We start from the raw sequence: 21,884 nt of genomic DNA on the forward strand, positions 1-21,884 counted from the left end.
GGCTTCATGGCGCAGACCAGAAGATATTTTCAAAATGTATCCTCGTATGGAGCATGTCCAAGATAAGCTTTACAGAATCTCGATCGTAGATACGAATCTATATTTGATTCTTAAAATATGCCTTTCCAATGAAATTGTTGTTATTAAAGAAGTTAAGAGTTCAGATTAATGTCTACTGAGATTAAGGTCATCCGTACAGAAGAGCAATACAGAGCTTACTTAGAGCAGGTTGAAGCTTTAATGGATGTAGATACATCTAAAGATCAAGCTGCCAAAGATCGCTTAGACTTACTATGTTTACTCGTTCAAGATTATGAAACCAGACACTTTCAATTAGATATTCCTGATCCGATTGATGCGATCATTTTTCGTATGAAGGAATTAAATCTCAAACAAGCTGATTTAGCCCCCTATTTTGGTACGACTAGTCGTGTTTCAGAAGTTTTAAATGGAAAACGAAAACTCACAGTGGAAATGATAAGGGCTATTTCAATAGGTTTAAATATACCTGTTGAAACCTTAATAGCTCCTACTCAAGCAAGAGGTTCTTCTGATTCTGAAATTGATTGGAAGAAATTTCCGATTAAAGAGATGGAAAACAGAGGATGGATTAAGATTCCGAGTAAGGAAAAAATTGCAGAAACACTCAGTGCATATTTAGCTAGCAGTGGTTTGAACTTTGCCTCAACCTCATATAAACGCACACTTAATGGTGAAGCATATTCACCCAATACAAAGTTTGCATTACATGCTTGGCTGTCTAGAGTTGTTCAAAAAAGTAGACATAAGAAAGAAGAGAATTATCCATTTCAGAAAGAACTTATTACTAAAGATTTTTTAAGAGAAATTGCTCAATTAAGTTGGTTAGAAAACGGCCCTATCCTAGCTATTAAAAAACTTGAAAAAACTGGTATCTCTGTTGTCATCGAACCACATTTAAAAGGCACAAGAGTTGATGGCGCTTGCTTAAAAGATGCTGATGGAAAACCTATTATTGCTCTTTCTCTAAGATACGATAGGTTAGACAACTTCTGGTTTACCCTACTACATGAATTGGCTCATGTAATGAAGCATCTAGATTATAACGATACATTTGTCGATGATCTTGAGCATAATTCTACCGATCAGAAAGAAGCTGAAGCAAATCGATTAGCTAGAGAAGCCTTTATTCCTAGAGGTATATGGAAAACTAGCGATGCTTTCTTAAATCCAAAGCGAGAGAATATTTACGCTTTGGCAAATGAACTAAGAATTCATCCTGCAATTATTGCAGGGCGTCTAAGAAGTGAACTAAATGATTACACAATCTTTAATGATCTTTTAGGACAAAATGAAGTGAAAAAATTTTTTACTGCGGAATTAACTCATATGGAGTAACTTAAATGAATCCCCTACACACATATTTTCCAATTTTTCCAGCTAAACGTGGTGAATTCAATGCATTGTCGCATCTTCAAGTTGAAGATTTGAAACATTTAATGCCAATTTTTGAGATTCCTGTAGGGGATTGGGACAAAACTTCAAAAGAACTATTTATTGATAAAAAAGTTACAGCTTTAACTAACTTAGTTAAAAAAACTGAAATTTCTTCATTAGCTATAGATACTTATTACTACAGCATAACTGATCAAATTTTAGAAAATAGCAGACACGTTTATGAATATGCATATCAATCTTTAAAGCAACAAAAAATTAATTTAATACCTGTAATTGGGTATGATCGTTGGTTCAATAGCATTGATTCTACCTACCGAACCACGATCTCAAAGATGGAGTTTGATAATGCTCCTTATTTCATTATTCGCTTAGATGGTGAAGCTTTAGATGATTGTGACGAACCTGATTATTTCTTAGAACAAATTGAACATATCTTTCATGGTTTAAAAACAAATGCTGAAAATTGCTTACTTCTTGTGGACTTAAAAAGTGTCGTCAAAAAATCACTTCCAGATTTAATTGGTATGACTGAAAGAATCACAGAGATTCTTAGTAGCTTAAATCCTCTTTCTATTGTTATTAGCGGCTCAAGTATTCCTGAAACAATTGATAAAGCAGTAGATGAACCTGATAGTTGTGGCCTATGGTTGAGAAAAGAATCTCTAATTTGGCAGAATTTAACAACCGTATTCCCTCAAATTTCTTTTAAATACAGTGACTATGGGGTTAAAGCACCTAGTGGGAAAGAAAGTGTTCCTGCTGGTGATAATGCAAATGGTAAAATCCGCTATACCACAGAAAATCACTACTATATTGCGAGAGGACATAAAATTGGAATTGATCATAACTTCTCACAAATGCACATCTTAGCAACGAAAATAGCTAATTCTTCATATTTTGAAGATGATCCATATAGCTGGGCTGATAATGAGATCAAGAAAGCAAGTAACCGAGAACGCACTTCAGGAAATCATGAAACTTGGATAACAATTGATACAAATCGTCATATTCAACATGTTCTTGAAGAAATTAATCACAAAATATTTGTATAGTACCTATTTAAATTAAGAATGAGATGTAGAAGCATGTCTCATTCTTTTTTAACTTAAATGAGCTTAATCTATCCTATACTCTCTGCGCCAACAACGTCGCAAAATGCTGCTTAATCCGATTGCCTTGCTCATCCACCCGATGTAACTCCCCGACATTTTCATTGTATTTCACAATGTTCCAGCCCTCATACAAAGCACTTAACTCCCCTGCTTTAAAGCTAAATGGAAAGTCAGGCTGCGCAGGCAGATCAGGCGTATCCATCGCACAGACAATCAGGTTATAACCATTGATATTTGTGGCTTGCTGCATCTGCTGAATCAGCGGCTTGACTGTATTGGCCTCTAAAAACATCATCACCACGGTACAGCAAATAAAATCATATTTACCTGCAATGCTAGGGGCAGCGTTTAGATCACGCTGCTGTACATGAATATTTTCAATGCCTTCCGCAGCGATCACCTCTTGCAGCTTATGCAAACTGTGTGGATTGACATCCCATGCATCCACCTCAAAACGCTGCTCAGACAACTGACTTAAATACAGCGAATTTCGTCCCTGACCACAACCGACATCCAAAGCACGACCACCTTGCAAATATGGTGTTGCTGCCAAAATCTCTGAATGTGTTGGGCTGAGCTGATACTTCTTATAAAAATAGTCCTGCGCTAAACAATAAAAACTTAACTGACATTGCACATCGTCACTCGCAGAGACAATCTTGTGCCACGCCTGTGGTTCTATAAACGGCGATGGCTGGTCTGGACTAAATACATGCATCGAAAGGACATTTCCTGACGCATCTAACATGGCAAAATTTACTTCACCTTGCAGCACGGTGAGTTTTGCCCATGTGCCTGCTTTGGTATTGTGCTGTTGTTTAAAACCGTGTGGAATCGACTGCTGCGTCCACACAGGGAGCTGTTTATAACAAATAAGCTGCTGCATCTGTAGTTATACCTCATGCGACGTTATTTTTATGCCATACCAATGGCGGAAATGTATATTCACCATAACGGCTTTAATAGTGATTTTAAATCAGCTTTGAATTGAAAATTTCGAATGCTGTGCAATGCTCACTGTTCTTGTTTGTTTTTCTGCGTAACTCTATGTTATCTGTTTGTAATATTGGTGGAATATTCACACAATCAAATCCCTCACTCTGTGCCGTGTAACCTAAGCGCTGTTGATAAGGCATAAAATTTACAATGCCTTATTTTAACTAAGTTTTATAGAGTGATGACTATGAACGCGATCAAAACTACTTTAGCTGTTGCTTTAGTTGCTGCTACAACTTCTGCTATGGCGACTACTGCTGTAGAACAAAAACCTGCGACTGCTGTTGAAGCTGTAAAAGCTCAAGCTGCACAAGCGAAAACTGCAACTGTAGCTGCTGCTCAAGCAACTAAAGATGCTGCTAAAACTCAAGTGGCTGTTGCAGAAAAAGCGACTCAAACTAAAACTTTAACAGTGAAAGAAACCACTAAAGCAAAAACTGCTGACATGAAAAAAGCAGTTGTAGAAAAAGCAGCAGCAACTAAAGAAACTGCAGTTGCAGCAAAAGATGCAACTGTAGCAAAAACTGTAGCGGCTAAAGACGCTGTTGTTGCGAACACTGTTGCAGCAAAAGACGCGACTGTAGCTAAAACTGTAGCAACTAAAGATGCTGTCGTTGCAAGAACTGTTGAAGCAAAAGATGCAGCTGTAGAAAAAGCAACTGATGCAAAAGAAGCTGTTGAAACTAAAACTGAAGAAGTAAAAGCTGAAGCGAAAAAAGACTGCGCTAAAAAATGTGCAGAGAAAAAAGCTGAAGCAGCAAAAGCTGAGAAAAAAGGGTTCTTTTCTTGGTTCAAAAAAGCAGCTTAATCATTGATTAAATGCTAAAAAAAGATGTCTTCACGGCATCTTTTTTTATGCCGATTTAGACTGCAATACTGCTTTCTGCTAACGGAATAATCTTTTGATAAACAAACTGATTTTTCCCCTGTGATTTCGCCTGATATAGGCAGGCATCGACATGCTGTAGAGTCGTGGAGTAATTAGACAAACTCAACTGTTGAAACTCGGCCAAGCCCATACTAAAGCTGACATCTAGCCTTAATTGATCTTTTCGAAACGGTACATGTTCGCAGCGTTCCAAAATTGTTTCACACAACATTTTACCCTGCTCCAAATCGGCACCTTCGAGCAAAATTAAAAATTCTTCACCGCCCCAGCGACTGATAAAACTCGCGCGAGGACTACAATTTTTTAAGATTTTTGCCAAATGCACCAAAACACAGTCCCCCATTTGGTGCCCATATTGGTCATTAATTTTTTTAAAATTATCGACATCGAGCAAAATGACACAGCCTTTATCAACAGCACCCTCTATAAATATTTTTTCTTTAAAGGCATGGCGATTTTTCAGCCCCGTCAATTCATCGCAAAAACTCACACGTTGCAAAGCCAAATACAGGCGTTTATTTCGTGCATACAGCTCACAAATAAACAGAAAAATGATCAGATAAATACCCAATGCCAAACGATAAGAACTGATCCGCGAAAGCATATGTATTTGTGCATCTGACCAATATTCCCCAGCCAATGGCATGGCACCATACCAACCACAGATCAGCGTCATTAAGCCAATCAGCCAGCAAAAGGTTTTGAGGTCGTATTTAATTGCGTAATAACACATCAATAAAGGCAAGACCATGCAGGCATAGAAGATCTGATCATTTGAGATCACATATTGCACGGCCAGTGCCACGATCAGATAACCATAATCCACCCACGGCACATTCATCCAACGCTGAACACCAAATAATAAACACACCACAGCCAAACTTGTTGCAAATTGCTCTAGAAAATAATCAACAAAGGCAAAGTATTGGTTGTCCATCTGAAAGCACGCTACAAACAAGAGACTGCCTGCAAAAGCACTCACGATACTCGGAACAGTTAGCATCAAGGTTCGTTTAAAGCGGCGCTTTTTTAAATGGCTCAGTGCCAAATAGGCTTTAATAAATACCCAAATTTGAAATGCCGAAATCGCACACAGGAGAAATTTATCTTCTAAAGTTTTGGCGGGATCGACCATCTGCGAGGCCACAAAGATCGCACTAAAAGCATAGAGCACGATCAGTAAGTCGTGGCTTAAATGCTTCCGCATTAAAATCATGCCATAGGCCGCGAATGCATTTACCACCCAAACAGGGCTAATAAATAATTCATAGGTATAGCCTATCGACACCAATGAAACCGCACATATGGCAAGCCATAGCAGTATTAATTTTTTCATACGCTAAAAAAATCGTCTCTAAAAATGGCGATAAACCTTTCATTCAAAGCCAATCGGTCTAAGGTTAGAATGCTTGCAAGTTCAATACAGCTCAGCTTCTTATGCGATATGGGCTGCTGGCTAAAAATTTATGTTTAAATTTTCGGCGTATTTTAAGTGATTTAAGTCACACTATTGATTAATAGTTGTATTAAATTTGCAATTTAAACAATCGAAGACTGTTTTAAAGCCAATGTTTTTTGCGTTATTCATGCTAGTTCGGAACTCAGCTCCCAAATTGATGCTCGATAGCAACAAAAAAGCCATCCGCTAAAGGATGGCTTTCACTTGTATAACATGTCTTGAAGCTGTGCTGAATAATTTGAATGAAAAGGACTTATTTTAATATTTGTAATTGTTCCATCAACCAAGCCATGTATTTGTCTTGATCCATAAAGTCAGGCGCCGTCCCTGTATCCAAACTATAAAATTGTTGATTAAATTCAATCACAATCTGTTCAGTCAGATGCCAATCTTCAATCATGCGAAAATACTGACTGAAGAAAAAACGGTTCTTGCCCCAATTGTTTAAACTTTCCAAACGTGGATATTGGCGGTTCGCGATAAAGTCGATATAGACCTGCTGAATATCATCAAAAATCTGAATAGCTCGCATGAGCATGGACCTCTATATGATGTAAAACCCTGCTATAAGCCACTTTATCGCGCAAATTTGAAAGAGTGATGACAGTCAGTTAAAGCTTTTGTTTCAACTCTGAACGGTTCTTTTGGCGGATTTCATCCATTTGCGCATTGAGCGCTAACATCTCTGTATAAAGCTGATTAAACTGCTTTAAAGGCGCATCTTCATAGAACATAAATAATTTATTTTTCTTTTCCCATTTATTGGCTTTCAGCACAGCAAAGAGCTCATCAGCCTTCGCCAAGCTTTGCTTTTCTAACTCAAATAAAGCATGCGACTCATCACTATCACGACTGTCTCTTAAACTCTGGGCAATTTGCTGACGAAACACCTGTTTGACCGCCAACTGTTTGGCCTGAGCTAAACCATTTTCCTCTTGCTGAGTGGTTTTTTGCTCATAAGCATCGACCACAGCATGCACCTGTTGCAGCATTTGCTCAGTCTCTTGATATTGGTTTTTTTTATCTTGCAACAAGCGATCGATGTCGAGAAATTTATCCCAATTCAGTGCTTTAAGATCACGAATATATTGATTCCGCGCTTCTGCACGCTGCAGCATTTGGCTCAAAATAAAATCCGACATGATTTTATAATCACCCGTTAGCCGTGCATCTGTCACATTGAGTTGTATCGGCTCTTCCCAGTGCTGAGCTTGCTGAAAAATTTGCTCGGTTTTTTCGCGCAAAACCGTTTCATAGGTCGAGAGTTGCACAGCTTCTTTTTGCTGTACTGAATATTGATAAAACATCCATCCAAAGACCAATACCGTAGCACTGGCCAAGACAACAAAGATACGCGGCATAATGAGCTCCGAATGCCCTTTTATTCAGTTTAACCAAAAGTTTGAAGGTTGACGATAAAATAGCCATGCTTTTTAAGAAGGCTATTTGAAAACATCAATGTCAATACACTTAAATTGCGCACGTCATCAAAACGAAAATTCATGGATAAAACATGAATTTTCGCCTTCAATTTGCTATAGAGATGTATTCGATTATGGGGTCTTGATCGGATTGGTATTTAACTGACGGTCAATATTGCCAAGATTGATTTGATCACGACTGATTTGCACATTGGTTGCATTACGGTCGATCCCAAAGGGTTGCAACATAATATATAAACCATTGCGTGGGTCAGAAGACTGTAAACCTGCGGCAATATCTAAAACATGCTGCTGCATCAAAGGCGATAAATTCGACATATCAGGCACTGCTGTCGCAGGCAAGACATCTACATTTGATACGATTGTTGCATCGACACCTTTGTTTTGCGTATCGCGCTCAAGTTGCATCACCCGTTGCTGTAAAGCTTTACGGCGATCCACCTGCTCTTGATACTCAACAATGCCCGTCTCTGCACGCATTTCACGCTCTGCCATAATGGTTAAAGCAGGCATCTGAATAGCTTGTTGTTCGGTATCCTCAGCTTTTGTAGTGGCTTTTTCCGCAGCCAAAGTACTCATAGCCGTCATTGCTGCGCTAACAAAAACCAAAACGGAAACAGATTTAGGGAGATTCATCATGTTCATTCCGAGAGATTTAAAAATAGAAAATTGAAAAAATTTACACTGCTATTATTGTACAACAATTAATCAATTCACTGGATTTAACCCCGACAAACGGCAGGAGAGTACAGCCTATTTAAACCTCACGTTGCTCATTCTAGACTTAAGATTTCATCCTGTATCTATCTATATTGCGGCTACTTTTTCTTTTTTATACGGTCCCGATTCTTAATAGCACAGGAAATGACAAAGCAAACTCTTGCTGCGGATGACGGCTAAAGAAGTCGTTCAAAGCTGCACACGGTTGATGTGTTGGATGTTGCTGTTGATAGTGTTTAAGCCCAGACCATGTTTGCAAATAGTCTAAAATTTGCTGTGCACTCCGCCTATAATTTAAAAACAGTTAAGGTGTCGCTAACTCCTGAAATGGAAACGGAATACTGCGATATTCTTCGTCGATGTAACGACGTTCAACGTCCCAATAGCCCTTTAACTTGACAAAATACAGATCCTGTAAAAGCTGGTTTAATTCCGCATGTTCAAATTGAATCAGACCATAGCCCACAATGGCGATGTGACCTTGAGGTTTCAATACGCGTCGTACTTCTGCATAAAAGGCAGCAAAATCGAACCAATGAATCGCTTGCGCGACTGTGATTAAATCCACTGAATGGTCTGCAAGCGGACAATGTTCGGCGCTAGCTTGCTCATAACGTACATTGTCTAATTGGTGTGCGTGTGCCAATTGTTCAGCACTCAGATCTGTCGCTAAAACCTGTTGAAAATAGGGTGCTAAACCTTTGGTAAATTGACCTGAACCTGCACCGCAGTCCCATGCCAGTTCACGCACGGCAACATGCTGCAAGATGCTATCGACGACTTCAGCAGAATAACTTGGACGTGCTTGTTGATACAGCGCACTCCCTGTAGAGAAAAGATCTTTCATTGCGGGGATTCATTGGTTGTTTTTTATCAGTTTAATCGAATTTTTAGGGTCGGAAACTAGCACTTAAGTCATAGCTTCAGCGATAAAATTTGAGCTTCAAATATTTACTCAATCACGTGCTGTATATAAAAACTGGTCTGTGCAATCGGGCTTAATTGATCATTCATTTGATAATATTTCACATCATAGTGCCCTGGCTTCCAGCCAGCGACAGGACTAAAACTGACCCAATTCTGTTCACGCTGAGCACTAATCCGTTGAGGCATAAAAAACAGCACTTCTCCAGTAGATTGATCGCTCCAACGTACAAAAACCTGCTCATTATTCGGAGTTTTTCCTAAAGTATCAAAGTGAGCAAACAACTGCTGCTCTGCATAAATATCACGCGGCAGTACATTTTCAACCCCGTATTCTTGCTGTGCCATAACCGCGGCTCGTCCACTCATAGGCTCATGAGGATTATTTGTTGCATCAACAAATTCGCGTACAAGATGCTTCGCAAATTCGCGTTTGTTTTTTATTGCCGATAAATCATAGCTGGGAAAAGCTTGTTTTAAATATTGATCCAACTGTTGTGGTGTCGCCTGATCAATGACGGCATTCACCTGAGTCATTTGATTTTTAAGTTGCTGTTGTAATTCGATATTATTTTCAGACTGCTCAGGTATATTCTGCTGAAGGTTTTGAATAAACCTAATCCCTGTCTGATCTCTATTACTTTCTATAACTGTAGGATCATCAGATACAGTATTAGACGGGGCTATTAAATAGCCCAATCCAAAACAGACGAGTCCAATCAACATTGGCACAATGAATTTCATCAGCATTAATTACACGTAATCGTTTCAGTCACGTTATTCGCCAGCGTGATTTTCAAACTTCCATTTGTAAATAATGCCCCCTGATTCACTTCTTCTTTAGTTCGATTACTGCCTGACAATAATCTTAATCCTTCTGATGTGCAGATTCCTGTCTGGGTATCATTTGTTAGCTTTAATACACAGCCTGCTGTTGTCACTTTATGGGTATTTGCTACAGGTTGAGTACATATTGCCGTGATCACATTTGTAGACGGTGTTTTAAGATCACACGCTGAACAATCTCGACTTGCACTACCGCATGCATTTGCTGCTTTTTCACTGCGGCAAATATAGGTTTGAGTACCAAAAGTAAATTCTTTTTCATAAGATGAATTAAAACTCCCACTGCTTCCACCACCACATGCTGTTAATAAAGCACTTGTCATTACAGTTAAAGCCATTAACATTTTGTTCATATGCATTGTCATACCTTTTATTTTTAAAAATTTTTTTAACTATTAGTCAAATTATATTCGGTAGATTGTAGCAGTTAAATTGTGTAAATGATAAACAACCGAAAAAACAACAGGCAAAAAAAACCTCAAACAATGGTTTGAGGTTTTTTCGAATATGGTGGCGAGACCCAGGATCGAACTGGGGACACACGGATTTTCAATCCGTTGCTCTACCTACTGAGCTATCACGCCGATGCGGTGTATTAAGCCGTATCTCAGTCAATTAGTCAATCATATTTATAAAAATATTTTTCGTATGCATATTTTTTAGGCAAAAAAAATCCCTGATGGGATCAGGGATTGATAAACTGAAAAATCAGTTTTGAATATGGTGGCGAGACCCAGGATCGAACTGGGGACACACGGATTTTCAATCCGTTGCTCTACCTACTGAGCTATCACGCCGATGGGGCGTATTAAACAATTTCAGTCTCATGGCGTCAAGCATCCGTTGCACTTTTTTGTGCAAATGTTTATTTTTAAATCAATATTTCACATTATTTGCTTATTTTTTGAGTGCTTTTAAATTTCCACAGCTGAAATTACTGTGACGACAACGTATTTATCCAACAAAAAAGCAGCTCAATGGCTGCTTTCAATTGGGGGACCAGTTATTCAGCCGCAGTAATTTTACCAATGTGCGCCAAACAGCGATGTATCGCGCCACAACCCGGCTCAAAAGTCTTCACCCCTTTTTCTTCTTCCATACGGGTAGCCTCACTGACCAAGCGCTCTGCAACACCACGCCCACGATTTGCTGGGTGTACCACAATATATTCAAGGGTTTTGCTTTCACCTTGGCCTGTACACCAAATCGCGCCAATCAATTTTGTATTAAATTCTGCAGTATAAACTAAGGTATACTGAGCTAAGTTCTGCTCAAGTTGTTCAATCGCATCGGAACCGTCGCTAAACTCAGGGCTGGTGTCATACAGTCGCTCAAGCTGGCTGCGCACTTCATCATTTTCCAAAGAAGTATAGGCATGTACGGTAATAGGCATTGATAAACCCTCCTGAGCAATCTAATATGCGGTGACTTTTCGTCACAGCGAAAATATTTTTACATCAATCATTTTGACGTATTTGAGGAACGTGTCTATGACAGATCGTATCAGTGAAGTGGTAAGAAACACCAACGAAACCAAAATTCGAGTTCGTGTGAATCTTGATGGTACTGGTCAAGGCACTTTAAACACTGGTGTTCCATTTTTAGATCATATGATTGATCAAATCAAGCGACATGGTCTGTTTGATATTGATATTCATTGTGATGGCGATCTTGAAATTGACGACCATCATACCGTAGAAGACTGTGGGATTACACTGGGCCAAGCCTTTGCTCAAGCACTGGGCAATAAAAAAGGCTTACGTCGCTACGGTCACTTCTATGCGCCGCTCGATGAATCACTGAGTCGTGTTGTGGTGGATTTATCTGGCCGTCCGGGTCTTTGGATGGATATTCCATTCACTCGCGCGCGCATCGGGACTTTTGATGTGGATCTTTTCTCTGAATTTTTCCAAGGTTTTGTGAACCATGCGTTAATGACGCTGCACATCGACAACCTAAAAGGTAAAAACAGCCACCACCAAATTGAAAGCGTATTTAAAGCCTTTGCCCGTGCATTACGTATGGCGTGTGAAGTTGACCCGCGTGCCGAAAATACTGTTGCGTCTACCAAAGGAACATTGTAATGACCCGTATTGCCCTTCTTGACTATGGCATGGGAAATCTTCACTCAGCAGCAAAAGCCCTCGAACACGTGGGCGCAACTGTTGATGTCACCAATGATCCTAAGTTGATTGCACAAGCAGATAAAATTGTGTTCCCCGGTGTGGGAGCAATGCGTGACTGTATGCAAGGCATGCATGATGCAGGCATTGATGAAGTGGTCCGTAAAGCGGCATTTAATAAACCTGTGCTTGCGATCTGTGTCGGCATGCAAGCCCTAATGCAGCATTCCGAAGAAAATGGCGGTGCAGATGCATTGGGTATTTTTGAAGGTTCGGTTAAACGCTTCCCTGATGTAGAGGGATTAAAAGTGCCGCACATGGGCTGGAACCAAGTGCATCAGGCAGACCATAGCCACCCGATGTGGAAAAACATTGAGCAAGATGCACGTTTCTATTTCGTACATAGCTTCTATGTAGAGCCGCAAGATTCAAGCATTGTCGCTGCAACCTGTGACTATGGTTTGGAATTCTGTACCGCAATTCACAAGGAAAACTTGTTTGCGACACAATTTCACCCAGAAAAAAGTCATACAGCCGGCCTGCAATTGCTGAAAAACTTTGTGGAATGGGATATTTAAAATTCCTTCACCGCAAAAAAGCCCGCTCCTTGCGGGCTTTTTTGTACTGTTTATTTTTCATCCTTTTATTTTCTACATATTCATTTTAGAATTTGCCTACTTATAAAAATACCAAAGCCTAGGAATAATAATGAATACATTCACATCTGACTCACCGACCCAAGCCAGTGGCCGCTTTAGCCGGCGCGCATATCTTGCATGGAATCTACTTCTCGGCATTATTTTTACGCTAATTGCTGTTGTAGTCGGCCTGCTCATACCCGGTGCGCAAAATGCGTTGACTGAGGGTGCAATGTCGACGCCACTCATGATTATTTTCTTTATCATGTATGCCATCGTCATTTATTACAGCGTCATTTTCTTAATCCGTCGTTTACATGACCGAGACCATTCTGGATGGCTTGCACTGCTGATCTTAGTTCCTGTAGTGAATATATTGTTTGCGCTCTATGTGTTATTTGCACCGGGTAATAACGGTAATAATAGCTTTGGACAACCACGCCCGACCAAAGGCTGGGAAACAGTGCTGGCTGTTTTGTATATCGTGGTGTTTATAGTCGGGATACTTGCTGCGATCATGATTCCGTCTTACCAAAACTATGTGATCCGCTCTCAGCAAACCACGATTCAACAACAATAATGATAAATCATTAAATGCCGCCTAGATCGCTCTAAACAGCAATACATCTACTCAAACAAGCTCACACATGTGGGCTTTTTTTGTACTTTACCTTTATAATCAACGCGCTTTTTATGTTCAGGATCAAATCCTGTACTTTTTCACATTTTTATGTCGTTTTTAGCTCAATTTTTGCGGTTAAAAATGAATGATAACTATACTTTTTACGATAATTTAAGATCATTTAATATGAATAATTCACCCAATATAAACTCTGGTTGGAACCGTGACGGTCGTTTTAATCGCATGTCTTTTATCGGTTGGAATGTCTTCTATGGCCTCATGCTGAGCATATTGATGCTACTGATCGTCAGCATGATGCCCAATACCCTCAATGCCCTAATAGCTCATGCTGAAAATCCAATGACGCAAGTGATTGGATTGATCCTAAATATTTTAATGCTGATCCCTTTGATGATTTTTTCAGTGCGTCGTCTGCATGACTTTAATCTCTCAGGCTGGTTTGCACTCTTAGAGCTGATTCCGTTGCTCAATATCGTTATGTGCATTGCGCTGATGCTCATCCCAGGGTCTGCAAATGCCAATCAATATGGTGAGCCACGTGAATCCAAAACATGGGAGGTGGTTCTCGCCTTTCTCTTTATCGGTTTATTCTTACTGATCTTGGTAAATGTATTATTTACTGCGCGTTTTCTGTTTTAAGTTACTGTCTTTAAACCTCTTGGTCACTGTGTTTAAGTGCCCTCGTCACTGTCATAGCAACGCGCTATGACAGGCAGGTGAGTCAATGGCTCATGCTCAACGCCACATATCGGTATTTGCATTTCCCTACTAAACGCTCTAGGCTGCAACAACAAGCCTTTGAATTGAATCACAATGACTGATGCTCTACTGACACCTATTTTGCCAACAAAAGAACAGATTAAAGATTTTCCATTGTTCCAAAATTTAGTGCCAGAGCAGATCCATGTCATTCACAATGCAGAACAATGCCAACACTGGTCCGATGAATTACAGACAACTGCCTTATTCGGTTTCGACTCTGAATCTAAGCCGACTTTTCGTAAAGGTGAGGTCTCTACCGGCCCACATTTAATCCAACTCGCGACGGCGCAACAGGCATGGTTGTTTCAAATGAACGAATGCACTTGGGATTTTTTAAGACCAATCTTGAGTAATCGTGATCAAATTAAAGTGGGTTTTGGCTTAAAAAATGATGCGCATTTATTTCGTAAAAAAGGCATCGAACTGAATAGTGTATTGGAACTCTCCAAGTTCTTTGCTTCTTTTGGCTTAAGCCAACCTTTAGGTTTAAAAAATGCCATGGCACTGCTTTTTCGTGTGAATTTTCCAAAATCTAAATCGGTCAGCACCTCGAATTGGGCCAAAAAGCGCTTAAGTCCGGAGCAAATTCGTTATGCCGCTGCCGATGCCTATGCCCCTGTTTTGGTCTTTGAAGAATTATTACAACGTGGCTTATTACCCAAAACCATTCCCAATACTTCTCTCAAACTAAGAATTCGTCCGCACATGAATTTATAAATCCTTAATTATTTTAATGATTTAATTTATATTCAGCGATGTAACCGCTCTGTAACTGGATATTGCCCCAATCTATGGCATGACCAAGTGCAAAGATCGGCTGAAGAGTGCCAATGAATTTGCAGTTTATTTGCACTAGAGATTTAAACAGTACGTTATTGCCTTAAAAATAGTCACAGCACAGTCTAAAAACAATAAATTTGCACCTTTTAAGTACATTTATATCTTTGATTTAACTAATTTTAATTACATTAATATACATTTATATTTTTATTCAACTAAGGTTTTGATCTCTCTAAGTTTTCTAGCAGAATTACATGATTTATCTCATTCTTTCTATACTTTCATAATTTGTTTTCATCAATCTCCTTTTGCTAAAACAAGTCTGCCAAATACATAACACATCATAATTTAAAAGCTTGGAGAACCTGACATGTTGAACTTATTTACAGGAAAAATCAGCGGTGTACTCAGCCTGACTTTACAAGGGATCAGTAAAGCGGTTGGACTGGTTTTAAATACTGTTTTGGATACAGTAGACAGCGTATTAGAGACCGTAAGTAGCTTAACAGCGCCCTTAACGGATGCACTGACTGAGCTTCCGCTCATTGGTGGGACCATCGAAAAAGTACTCGCGGTTGAAAATCAGTTGGTCGGCACCTTCGGTGACGGCTTACATGCGGTAGCTGATCAACTGGCGACCGGTGATCTTCTCGGAGGTGTACAGACCGCTCTCAATGGTGTAACTGGTGTGGTCGGTCAAACCGTGACAGAAGCTGCAGGTTTGGTTGATCATATAAGTGGTGTTGCTGCACCAATCACAGACGCACTTTCTGACTTGCCATTGCTGGGCGGTCTATTGGATGCAGTAGGCGAAACTACGGGTAATTTAACTGGCTTGTTGGCTGAAACGGGCGACTATGTAGCCAGTATTGATCCTAGCGAATTATTAACAGCCGTCCTGAATGATCCATTAGCAAGTGTGGGTGGTGTCGTGCAAGATGTTTCAGGCACTTTAGATGCCTTACTGGATGACATTGCACCGATTACATCGATTGCTACTGAACTTCCTGTGGTCGGTGATCTCGTTCAAGTGGTCGGTGAAAGTACTACAGCCCTCAATCAAGGCTTATACGATGTCGGTAGCTTACTTCAATCCGTAAACAGCGATTTATTACAAACAACCGCTTATGTTTAATGACTAAAAACACTAATACACAGCGCATTTTTATAGACCAACAATAAAATCCAATCCTCTATTTGCACTAGCCTGACACATGTCAGGCTTTTTAATTCATCAATTCTGATATTAGCATTTAGTGAATAGCCGTTTATTTGATAAGATTAGGTACAAATTCATTCTTAATTTGATTGAGCAAGGAGCGAAAGCATGCTGATCATCCCTGCAATTGACCTGAAAGATGGCAAATGTGTCCGTTTAAAACAAGGTCGTATGGAAGACGATACCGTATTTTCTGACGATCCAGTGGCAACTGCACAGCATTGGGTAAATGAAGGCGCGCGTCGCTTACATTTGGTAGATTTAAACGGTGCTTTCGCTGGTACACCGATTCATAAGCCTGTGGTTGAAGCGATTGCTAAAGCACAGCCTGAATTACCAATTCAAATTGGTGGTGGTATCCGCTCTCTTGAAACCATTGAACACTACCTTGATGCAGGCGTATCGTTTGTCATCATTGGTACAAAAGCGGTAAAAGAGCCTGAATTTGTTGAAGAAGCGTGCAAAAAATTTGCAGGCCATATCATTGTCGGTATCGATGCCATGAACGGTATGGTAGCAACAGATGGTTGGGCAAATGTCACTGATGTGAAAGCTACTGATTTGGCAAAACGCTTTGCAGATGCCGGCGTATCGAGCATCGTCTACACCGACATCGCACGTGATGGCATGATGCAAGGTGTGAACGTCGAACAAACCGTAAACCTTGCAACATATTCAGGCTTACCTGTTATTGCATCGGGTGGCGTGACTAACCTTGACGACGTACGTAACTTAAAAGGCCAACCGGGCATTTTAGGTGCGATTACTGGTCGTGCAATTTATGAAGGGACATTGAACCTTCGTGAAGCTCAATTACTGCTTGATCAACAAAGCTTATAATTTGCCCGAGCAGAAAAGAGGTCTTCGGGCCTCTTTTTTATTTCTCCTCTTCGAACAATCAAATACACATGCCAACCGTACAATCTGCTTGGAAAGCCAAGTTTCCGCAGCTCGCACTCATCCTGATTACCATGATTTGGGGCGCCAGTTTTATCACCGTGCAATACGGTTTAAATTTTAGCAGTCCCGTTCTGTTTGTCGGTCTACGTTTTGCCGCAGCAACACTGGCTGTGAGTCTTTTATCACTCAAATATCTTAGACACTTTTCTCAATATGATGTCATTGCGGGCGCAAGTATCGGCGCGGTGATTGCGATCGGCTATGCGACGCAAACAATCGGCCTGCAAAGCATCAGCAGCAGTGAATCGGCTTTTTTAACTGCATTGTATGTGCCGCTGGTGCCGATTTTTATGTGGCTGTGTTTTCGGCATAAACCGCATGTGATGACATGGCTAGGTGTGTGTTTGGCTTTTGTTGGTTTGGTCTTTTTAACTGGTAATGGTTTTGGCGCCATTCAGCTCAACTTTGGACAAATCATTACGCTGCTCGGGTCGATTGCCATTGCCTTTGAAATTATCTTGATCAGTTATTTTGCACCCCGCGTCAATCTACGCAGAGTGACGGTTCTACAATTGGCATTTGCCTCACTGTTCTGTTTTTGCTTTGCTTCAATGGTAGGTGAAACCACATTGCCCAAATTTGAATGGCCATTAATCGCTGTACTGTGCGGATTGGGGCTGGCCAGCGCCGTGATTCAACTGGTGATGAACTGGGCGCAGCGTATGGTTGATCCTGCACAGGCGGCAATCATCTATGCAGGTGAACCGGTTTGGGCCGCAATCATTGGGCGACTTGCGGGTGAACGCTTAACACCGCTCGCCCTTATTGGCGGGCTTTGCGTGGTTCTCGGTGTGATTGTGAGTGAATGGCGGCCGAAATTCTTAAAGAAAAATAAAGACAAAATTACAGAAGAAATGCCTTAACACGCAAAAGCGCCCTCAATAATGAGGGCTCTTTTAAGCGATATCCTTCATAAAAAAGACTTAAATTTAGAAGGACACCATCTTGCCCGGATTGACCATTGCCCCCAGCCCATAAGCGGTTTTCGCCATTGGAATCACCATTGGTGCAAGTGCGCGACCAAACAAAATGTCCTGATGCTGAATACTGGTGAGCATTTTAAAGTCATCGGCATTGCCACAAAAATCATCGGCAATGGCTTTGCCTATACGCACGGTTTGCGCCACGCCATGACCGCTCCAGCCTTGTACCGCATAAATCGGATATTTCCCATCGGACTTACGGCTATCGGCTGCGCCATTCATGGTTAAATCTGTGGTGCCACTCCAAACAAAGTCCAGCTCAACCTGTGTCAATTGCGGGAACACATGCTTGATTCGGCTCAGTAAATAATCATGGGTTTTTTCAGGCGTCCAGCAAGAGCCCGTCCCTTCACCGCCAAATAGCAAACGGTTTTTAGATACACCGCGATAATAATCAATTTGAAACTGCGTATCGTACACAGGCGCATCACTCGGCAGAATTTCAGCAAGATCGAGCTCTAAGGGCGCTGTGGTACACACATAAGTATAAAATGGAATGGTGGTTTGATTATGGCTTTGCAGCAGTTTAAATGAGGCATGATGGACCCCAATCACGGCGCTCTTACGTGCTTTAATCACACCGCCAGTGGTTGTCACGTAAATCCCATCTTCACGCTCATCCACCGACAGCACTTCGGTTTGCTCATAGATTTTGCCACCTTGCTGGCTAAAACCATAAGCAAGGCCACGGTTTAATGCCAAGGGATGAATATGCCCGCCGAGAGTATCGAGTAAACCGCCATAATAATTTTCCGATTTCACATGCTCAAACAACTCGTTCTTGCCCATAATCTGGGTATGGTCTTCACCCAAATATTTACGCGCATCTGCACCTTCAGTTAAACCCACCAAATGCCCTGGGTGTACGGCTGCGGTAATGTGCTGATGTTTGCGTTGTAGATCTAAATCATAGTTCTGCGCAATTTGGTCAATTAAAGACATGGCCTCAGTCGAAGTGAAGTGCCATAAACGTTTAGCATCCTCATAACTAAAGTGTTCAATCATTTCCCCCGCTTCCCAACGCGCCAACCCAGGAGTTAGCTGTCCACCATTACGCCCCGATGCAGCACTGCCAATACGGTTTTTTTCCACCAGCACCGTGTCCACACCCTGTTCCGCCAAATGCAGTGCCGTAGATGTGCCCAACAAGCCGCCGCCGATCACCACCACATCACACTCAACATCCGCATTAAGGGCATCAAAAGCCTGCCATTCTTGCAGTGAGCTTTCATAATAATTGGCTGGAAAATCAAAACTGCCGCGAGCAGGATTGACCCAGTTCCACTCCTTACCGCTTTGCACATTTACACTGTTTTTATATTCAACATCGTCTACAAATTTTGGCTTTGTATTCATTTTTTTACATTCCTATTTATCAATTCAATTCTGTTTGATCGCTATAGAGGCTTCAGCCTCTTAATACGCATTGCCAATCACAATATTTTGTTTTCTTAACTTTTTATAAGCGAACAATACGACGCCCACTGCCAGCCAAATACCTCCGCAAACCAAGGCGTTGTGTTCTAGGCTCACCCAAAGGCACATAATCGCTGCCACTGAAAGTAGCGGCAGCAGCATGTTCAGGCAGATATTTTTAAGACCATGACGTTGACCATCACGTACATAAAACTTCATAAACACGGAGAAGTTCACGGCGGTAAAGGCAATGAGGGCACCAAAGCTAATCATGCTCACCACTGTAGCTAAATCTAAACGAATGGCTGCCAATGAAATCAGACCGATCAGCAATACTGCATATAAAGGTGTGCCTAACTTGCTATGCACTTGACCAAATGTGCCTTTATGAAAAATGCCGTCTCGTCCCATAATATGAATTAGGCGTGATGCGCTGGCATGCGTGGCAAGCCCAGAAGCAAATGTATTCATAATTTGGGCGCATAAAAATACTGATTGAAATAGCGCCCCACCCACGTACAGGACGATCTCAGGGAGCGCTTCATCTGGGTTGTTAAAACGGACATTGGTTGGAAAATACAATTGCACAAACCAGGATGCTGTAATAAAAATCACACCGCCCGTAAGCGTGGTTAGGATAACCGCTCGAGGAATTGTGCGTTTCGGGTCTTTGGTTTCATGTGACATGGTCGTCACCGCATCAAAACCTAAGAAGCTAAAGCACAGGATTGAAGCCCCTGCGATAAGTGGCAAAATTGACGTATCACCATTAAATAGCGGCGCGAGCGTCAAGACATGCGCATAACCTTGCTCACTCCCTATACCTTTAATGACGAGATAGATAAAAAAGCCCATCAGCAGTACAGGCGCACAGACAAAGATCATGCTTAAATTGGCCAAAATATTGATACGGAAGCAGTTGATGAGCGTGACTAAGCTAGTAAACAAAATCACCCATGCCCAGTACGGCACGCTTGGAATCACTGCTTCTAAATAAATACTTGCCAAAAGCGCATTGACCAATGGCAGCATGATGTAATCCAGTAAAGAACACCAACCGACAAAAAAGCCAGTTTGAGGCCCGCAAGATTCTGCAGTGTAGGTATAAGCAGAACCCGGTTTATCCGAATGCTTACTAAAACGCGCATAACTAAATGCGGTGAGGAGCATGGCAAATAAAGCCAAAATATAGGCCAGCGGCACACGGCCATCTGTAATACCGGACACAATGCCAAAAGTATCAAACACAACCATTGGCGTCATATATGCGACACCAATAATCACCACTTGCCATAAAGACATTTTTTTTAAAACAGACGCTGAAGTTTCCATGCACGTCACCTGAACTATATTTATTTGCGTTACAGGTTCTTTTGCAATCAACATGCCATATAATATTCATTCATTATTTTAATGATGATTCAAAAAATGCCAAAGTATGATTTAGAAACTAGAAAATTAGCCATTCTGATGTATAAAAAAACTGATTACAAAGTGGCTGTTTGCAAAGAGTTTAACATCTCTCGAGTCACCTTGGATGCTTGGATTCGCCTGGAGGAAGAGACCGGAAGTTTGCTCCCAAAAGCTGCAAAAAACCGTGGTGCACCGGGCCACATTCGCGACTGGAATGAATTTCAAGTATTTGTAAAAAATACAAAATTTAAAAATATAAGTGATCTGGTTCCATTATTTGAACAGCGATTTAGCTATCCTGTTTCGTATGCGGTATTGGTACGCGCAATACACGTTTTAGGTATGCGCCGTCGCCGTGGTCGATTCTATAGCTAATACCTAAACTGCTGTAATGTTAAATAAAAATTCAGAAAATAATTTAAATAAATAACTATACATTAATGTATAGTTATTTTAGTAAAAACGTAAATTTGTATTATTAAAAATGTATAATAATAAAAATAAATATGTAAATTAATAAAATTAAATAAGCAAAGTTATTTTATTAAAAATGTAAGTTATATTTCTTAAATATGTATAGTCAATTTTGCTTAAATAACCAAAGTTAAGCACTTTTATGTGCAAATGCTTTATAAAAGAGCATTTTTTTTGATGCCGCCTATCGAATGGTCAAACGAAAAAATAAAAGCGACCCATGGGTCGCTTGTCATTATGCTGCTGTATTCACTCATACATCGGTCGGTTGTCATTGACACGGATTAAACCTTTAATCGCGCGGTACACAATCCATAACCAAGACAGTCCGATTACCGTGACGCAGAAGGTACTCGCTCCCAGTGCTACACCTGCAAAAGCATTGGCATTATTGCCGGTAAAGAACAGAAAAATAAAAGGCACGAAAGCAATGATGTTCCAAATGAAATACCACCAAAACGTGCGAATCTGCCAAGTGAAATGGCTTTCAAAAATCGTGCCTCGGACATCACTGCGTTTGACGTAATTAATAATCAACGCGAGGATCGCAAGCAAGCCGGCAGAAAAAATCGCCACAATATAAAGAATATACAGAATAATCGTGAGCAGGCGGTTTGGATCTTTATCAATGGAATAATTCATTTCGCT

The 21,884-nt window shown here is 40.7% G+C and carries 24 protein-coding genes, 2 tRNA genes and 1 pseudogene; 13 read left to right on the top strand and 14 right to left on the bottom strand.

What is annotated here, in order from left to right; translation table 11 throughout:
• Positions 1-46: 46 nt before the first annotated feature.
• From MST18_RS16680 to MST18_RS14415, 3 genes are read left to right on the top strand one after another with little or no spacing between them, the layout of a single operon-like run.
• On the top strand, positions 47-169 hold the full coding sequence (locus MST18_RS16680; RefSeq protein ID WP_373692670.1) for a hypothetical protein: 123 nt from the start codon (positions 47-49) through the stop codon (positions 167-169).
• Entirely contained in the window at positions 169-1,377 is a 1,209-nt protein-coding gene (locus MST18_RS14410; protein ID WP_180132765.1) for an ImmA/IrrE family metallo-endopeptidase, read from the top strand. The genes MST18_RS16680 and MST18_RS14410 overlap by 1 nt, the downstream gene beginning before the upstream one ends.
• 5 nt (positions 1,378-1,382) lie before the next feature.
• The gene (locus MST18_RS14415) at positions 1,383-2,489 is read left to right on the top strand and encodes a beta family protein (protein ID WP_180132766.1); all 1,107 of its coding nucleotides are present in this window, start codon (positions 1,383-1,385) and stop codon (positions 2,487-2,489) included.
• Positions 2,490-2,562: 73 nt separating this feature from the next.
• Here the strand turns inward: MST18_RS14415 and tehB are convergent, their stop codons facing one another.
• Positions 2,563-3,435, bottom strand: a complete 873-nt coding sequence (tehB, locus tag MST18_RS14420; protein WP_180132767.1) for an SAM-dependent methyltransferase TehB — start codon at positions 3,433-3,435, stop codon at positions 2,563-2,565.
• Positions 3,436-3,732: 297 nt separating this feature from the next.
• On the opposite strand from tehB, the gene MST18_RS14425 reads away from it, so the two are divergent.
• A complete protein-coding gene (locus MST18_RS14425; protein ID WP_180132768.1) occupies positions 3,733-4,353 on the top strand; it encodes a hypothetical protein in 621 nt (206 codons plus the stop codon).
• A gap of 55 nt (positions 4,354-4,408) precedes the next feature.
• On the opposite strand, the gene MST18_RS14430 is transcribed toward MST18_RS14425, so the two are convergent.
• The 10 genes and pseudogenes from MST18_RS14430 to MST18_RS14475 all read right to left on the bottom strand — a co-directional run bounded on the left by MST18_RS14430 (position 4,409) and on the right by MST18_RS14475 (position 11,218).
• The gene (locus tag MST18_RS14430) at positions 4,409-5,770 is read right to left on the bottom strand and encodes a GGDEF domain-containing protein (RefSeq protein WP_180132769.1); all 1,362 of its coding nucleotides are present in this window, start codon (positions 5,768-5,770) and stop codon (positions 4,409-4,411) included.
• Between the two features lie 376 nt (positions 5,771-6,146).
• Positions 6,147-6,425, bottom strand: coding sequence for a hypothetical protein (locus MST18_RS14435; RefSeq protein ID WP_078190480.1), 279 nt, complete (start codon positions 6,423-6,425; stop codon positions 6,147-6,149).
• Positions 6,426-6,504: 79 nt separating this feature from the next.
• On the bottom strand, positions 6,505-7,254 hold the full coding sequence (locus MST18_RS14440) for a hypothetical protein (RefSeq protein ID WP_180101567.1): 750 nt from the start codon (positions 7,252-7,254) through the stop codon (positions 6,505-6,507).
• Positions 7,255-7,446: 192 nt separating this feature from the next.
• Complete coding sequence (locus tag MST18_RS14445; protein WP_227591847.1) at positions 7,447-7,974, bottom strand: hypothetical protein; 528 nt, start codon at positions 7,972-7,974, stop codon at positions 7,447-7,449.
• A gap of 193 nt (positions 7,975-8,167) precedes the next feature.
• Positions 8,168-8,902, bottom strand: a pseudogene (locus MST18_RS14450) (class I SAM-dependent methyltransferase).
• 104 nt (positions 8,903-9,006) lie between these two features.
• Entirely contained in the window at positions 9,007-9,729 is a 723-nt protein-coding gene (locus MST18_RS14455) for a hypothetical protein (RefSeq protein WP_180101571.1), read from the bottom strand.
• A complete protein-coding gene (locus tag MST18_RS14460; RefSeq protein WP_180025927.1) occupies positions 9,729-10,178 on the bottom strand; it encodes a hypothetical protein in 450 nt (149 codons plus the stop codon). Before MST18_RS14460 ends, MST18_RS14455 begins: the two co-directional genes overlap by 1 nt.
• A gap of 155 nt (positions 10,179-10,333) precedes the next feature.
• Positions 10,334-10,409: transfer RNA gene (locus MST18_RS14465), tRNA-Phe, on the bottom strand.
• A gap of 137 nt (positions 10,410-10,546) precedes the next feature.
• A tRNA-Phe gene (locus MST18_RS14470) sits at positions 10,547-10,622 on the bottom strand.
• A 206-nt stretch (positions 10,623-10,828) separates the two neighbouring features.
• Positions 10,829-11,218 (bottom strand): GNAT family N-acetyltransferase, encoded by a 390-nt coding sequence (locus MST18_RS14475; protein WP_078190486.1) that lies wholly within the window; start codon positions 11,216-11,218, stop codon positions 10,829-10,831.
• 97 nt (positions 11,219-11,315) lie between these two features.
• On the opposite strand from MST18_RS14475, the gene hisB reads away from it, so the two are divergent.
• From hisB to MST18_RS14520, 8 genes are all read left to right on the top strand, one after another.
• A complete protein-coding gene (gene hisB / locus MST18_RS14480; RefSeq protein WP_078190487.1) occupies positions 11,316-11,909 on the top strand; it encodes an imidazoleglycerol-phosphate dehydratase HisB in 594 nt (197 codons plus the stop codon).
• Positions 11,909-12,526, top strand: coding sequence for an imidazole glycerol phosphate synthase subunit HisH (gene hisH / locus MST18_RS14485; RefSeq protein ID WP_180132770.1), 618 nt, complete (start codon positions 11,909-11,911; stop codon positions 12,524-12,526). Before hisB ends, hisH begins: the two co-directional genes overlap by 1 nt.
• Positions 12,527-12,656: 130 nt before the next feature.
• Positions 12,657-13,166, top strand: coding sequence for a DUF805 domain-containing protein (locus tag MST18_RS16595; protein WP_180132771.1), 510 nt, complete (start codon positions 12,657-12,659; stop codon positions 13,164-13,166).
• Positions 13,167-13,394: 228 nt separating this feature from the next.
• Positions 13,395-13,868 (top strand): DUF805 domain-containing protein, encoded by a 474-nt coding sequence (locus MST18_RS14500; RefSeq protein WP_162689739.1) that lies wholly within the window; start codon positions 13,395-13,397, stop codon positions 13,866-13,868.
• A 174-nt stretch (positions 13,869-14,042) separates the two neighbouring features.
• Entirely contained in the window at positions 14,043-14,708 is a 666-nt protein-coding gene (locus MST18_RS14505) for a 3'-5' exonuclease (RefSeq protein WP_180132772.1), read from the top strand.
• Between the two features lie 433 nt (positions 14,709-15,141).
• Positions 15,142-15,906, top strand: a complete 765-nt coding sequence (locus MST18_RS14510) for a hypothetical protein (protein ID WP_180132773.1) — start codon at positions 15,142-15,144, stop codon at positions 15,904-15,906.
• Positions 15,907-16,098: 192 nt separating this feature from the next.
• On the top strand, positions 16,099-16,830 hold the full coding sequence (hisA, locus tag MST18_RS14515; protein ID WP_078190493.1) for a 1-(5-phosphoribosyl)-5-[(5-phosphoribosylamino)methylideneamino]imidazole-4-carboxamide isomerase: 732 nt from the start codon (positions 16,099-16,101) through the stop codon (positions 16,828-16,830).
• Positions 16,831-16,898: 68 nt separating this feature from the next.
• Positions 16,899-17,813, top strand: a complete 915-nt coding sequence (locus MST18_RS14520) for a DMT family transporter (protein WP_180132774.1) — start codon at positions 16,899-16,901, stop codon at positions 17,811-17,813.
• A 66-nt stretch (positions 17,814-17,879) separates the two neighbouring features.
• Here MST18_RS14520 and MST18_RS14525 read toward each other — a convergent pair whose 3' ends face one another.
• Both MST18_RS14525 and MST18_RS14530 read right to left on the bottom strand, forming a co-directional pair.
• Positions 17,880-19,289 carry an FAD-binding oxidoreductase gene (locus MST18_RS14525; RefSeq protein ID WP_180132775.1) on the bottom strand — a complete coding sequence of 470 codons (1,410 nt, stop codon included), beginning with the start codon at positions 19,287-19,289 and terminating at the stop codon, positions 17,880-17,882.
• Between the two features lie 60 nt (positions 19,290-19,349).
• Positions 19,350-20,681: an APC family permease gene (locus tag MST18_RS14530; RefSeq protein WP_180050676.1), complete on the bottom strand. Its 1,332-nt coding sequence runs from the start codon at positions 20,679-20,681 to the stop codon at positions 19,350-19,352.
• A 96-nt stretch (positions 20,682-20,777) separates the two neighbouring features.
• On the opposite strand from MST18_RS14530, the gene MST18_RS14535 reads away from it, so the two are divergent.
• Positions 20,778-21,137, top strand: a complete 360-nt coding sequence (locus MST18_RS14535; protein ID WP_168378991.1) for a helix-turn-helix domain-containing protein — start codon at positions 20,778-20,780, stop codon at positions 21,135-21,137.
• Between the two features lie 348 nt (positions 21,138-21,485).
• On the opposite strand, the gene MST18_RS14540 is transcribed toward MST18_RS14535, so the two are convergent.
• Entirely contained in the window at positions 21,486-21,878 is a 393-nt protein-coding gene (locus tag MST18_RS14540; protein WP_180132776.1) for a hypothetical protein, read from the bottom strand.
• Positions 21,879-21,884 lie beyond the last annotated feature (6 nt).

Source organism: Acinetobacter sp. YH12068_T (assembly GCF_024606005.1).
In the GTDB taxonomy this organism is placed as follows: Bacteria; Pseudomonadota; Gammaproteobacteria; order Pseudomonadales; family Moraxellaceae; genus Acinetobacter; species Acinetobacter amyesii.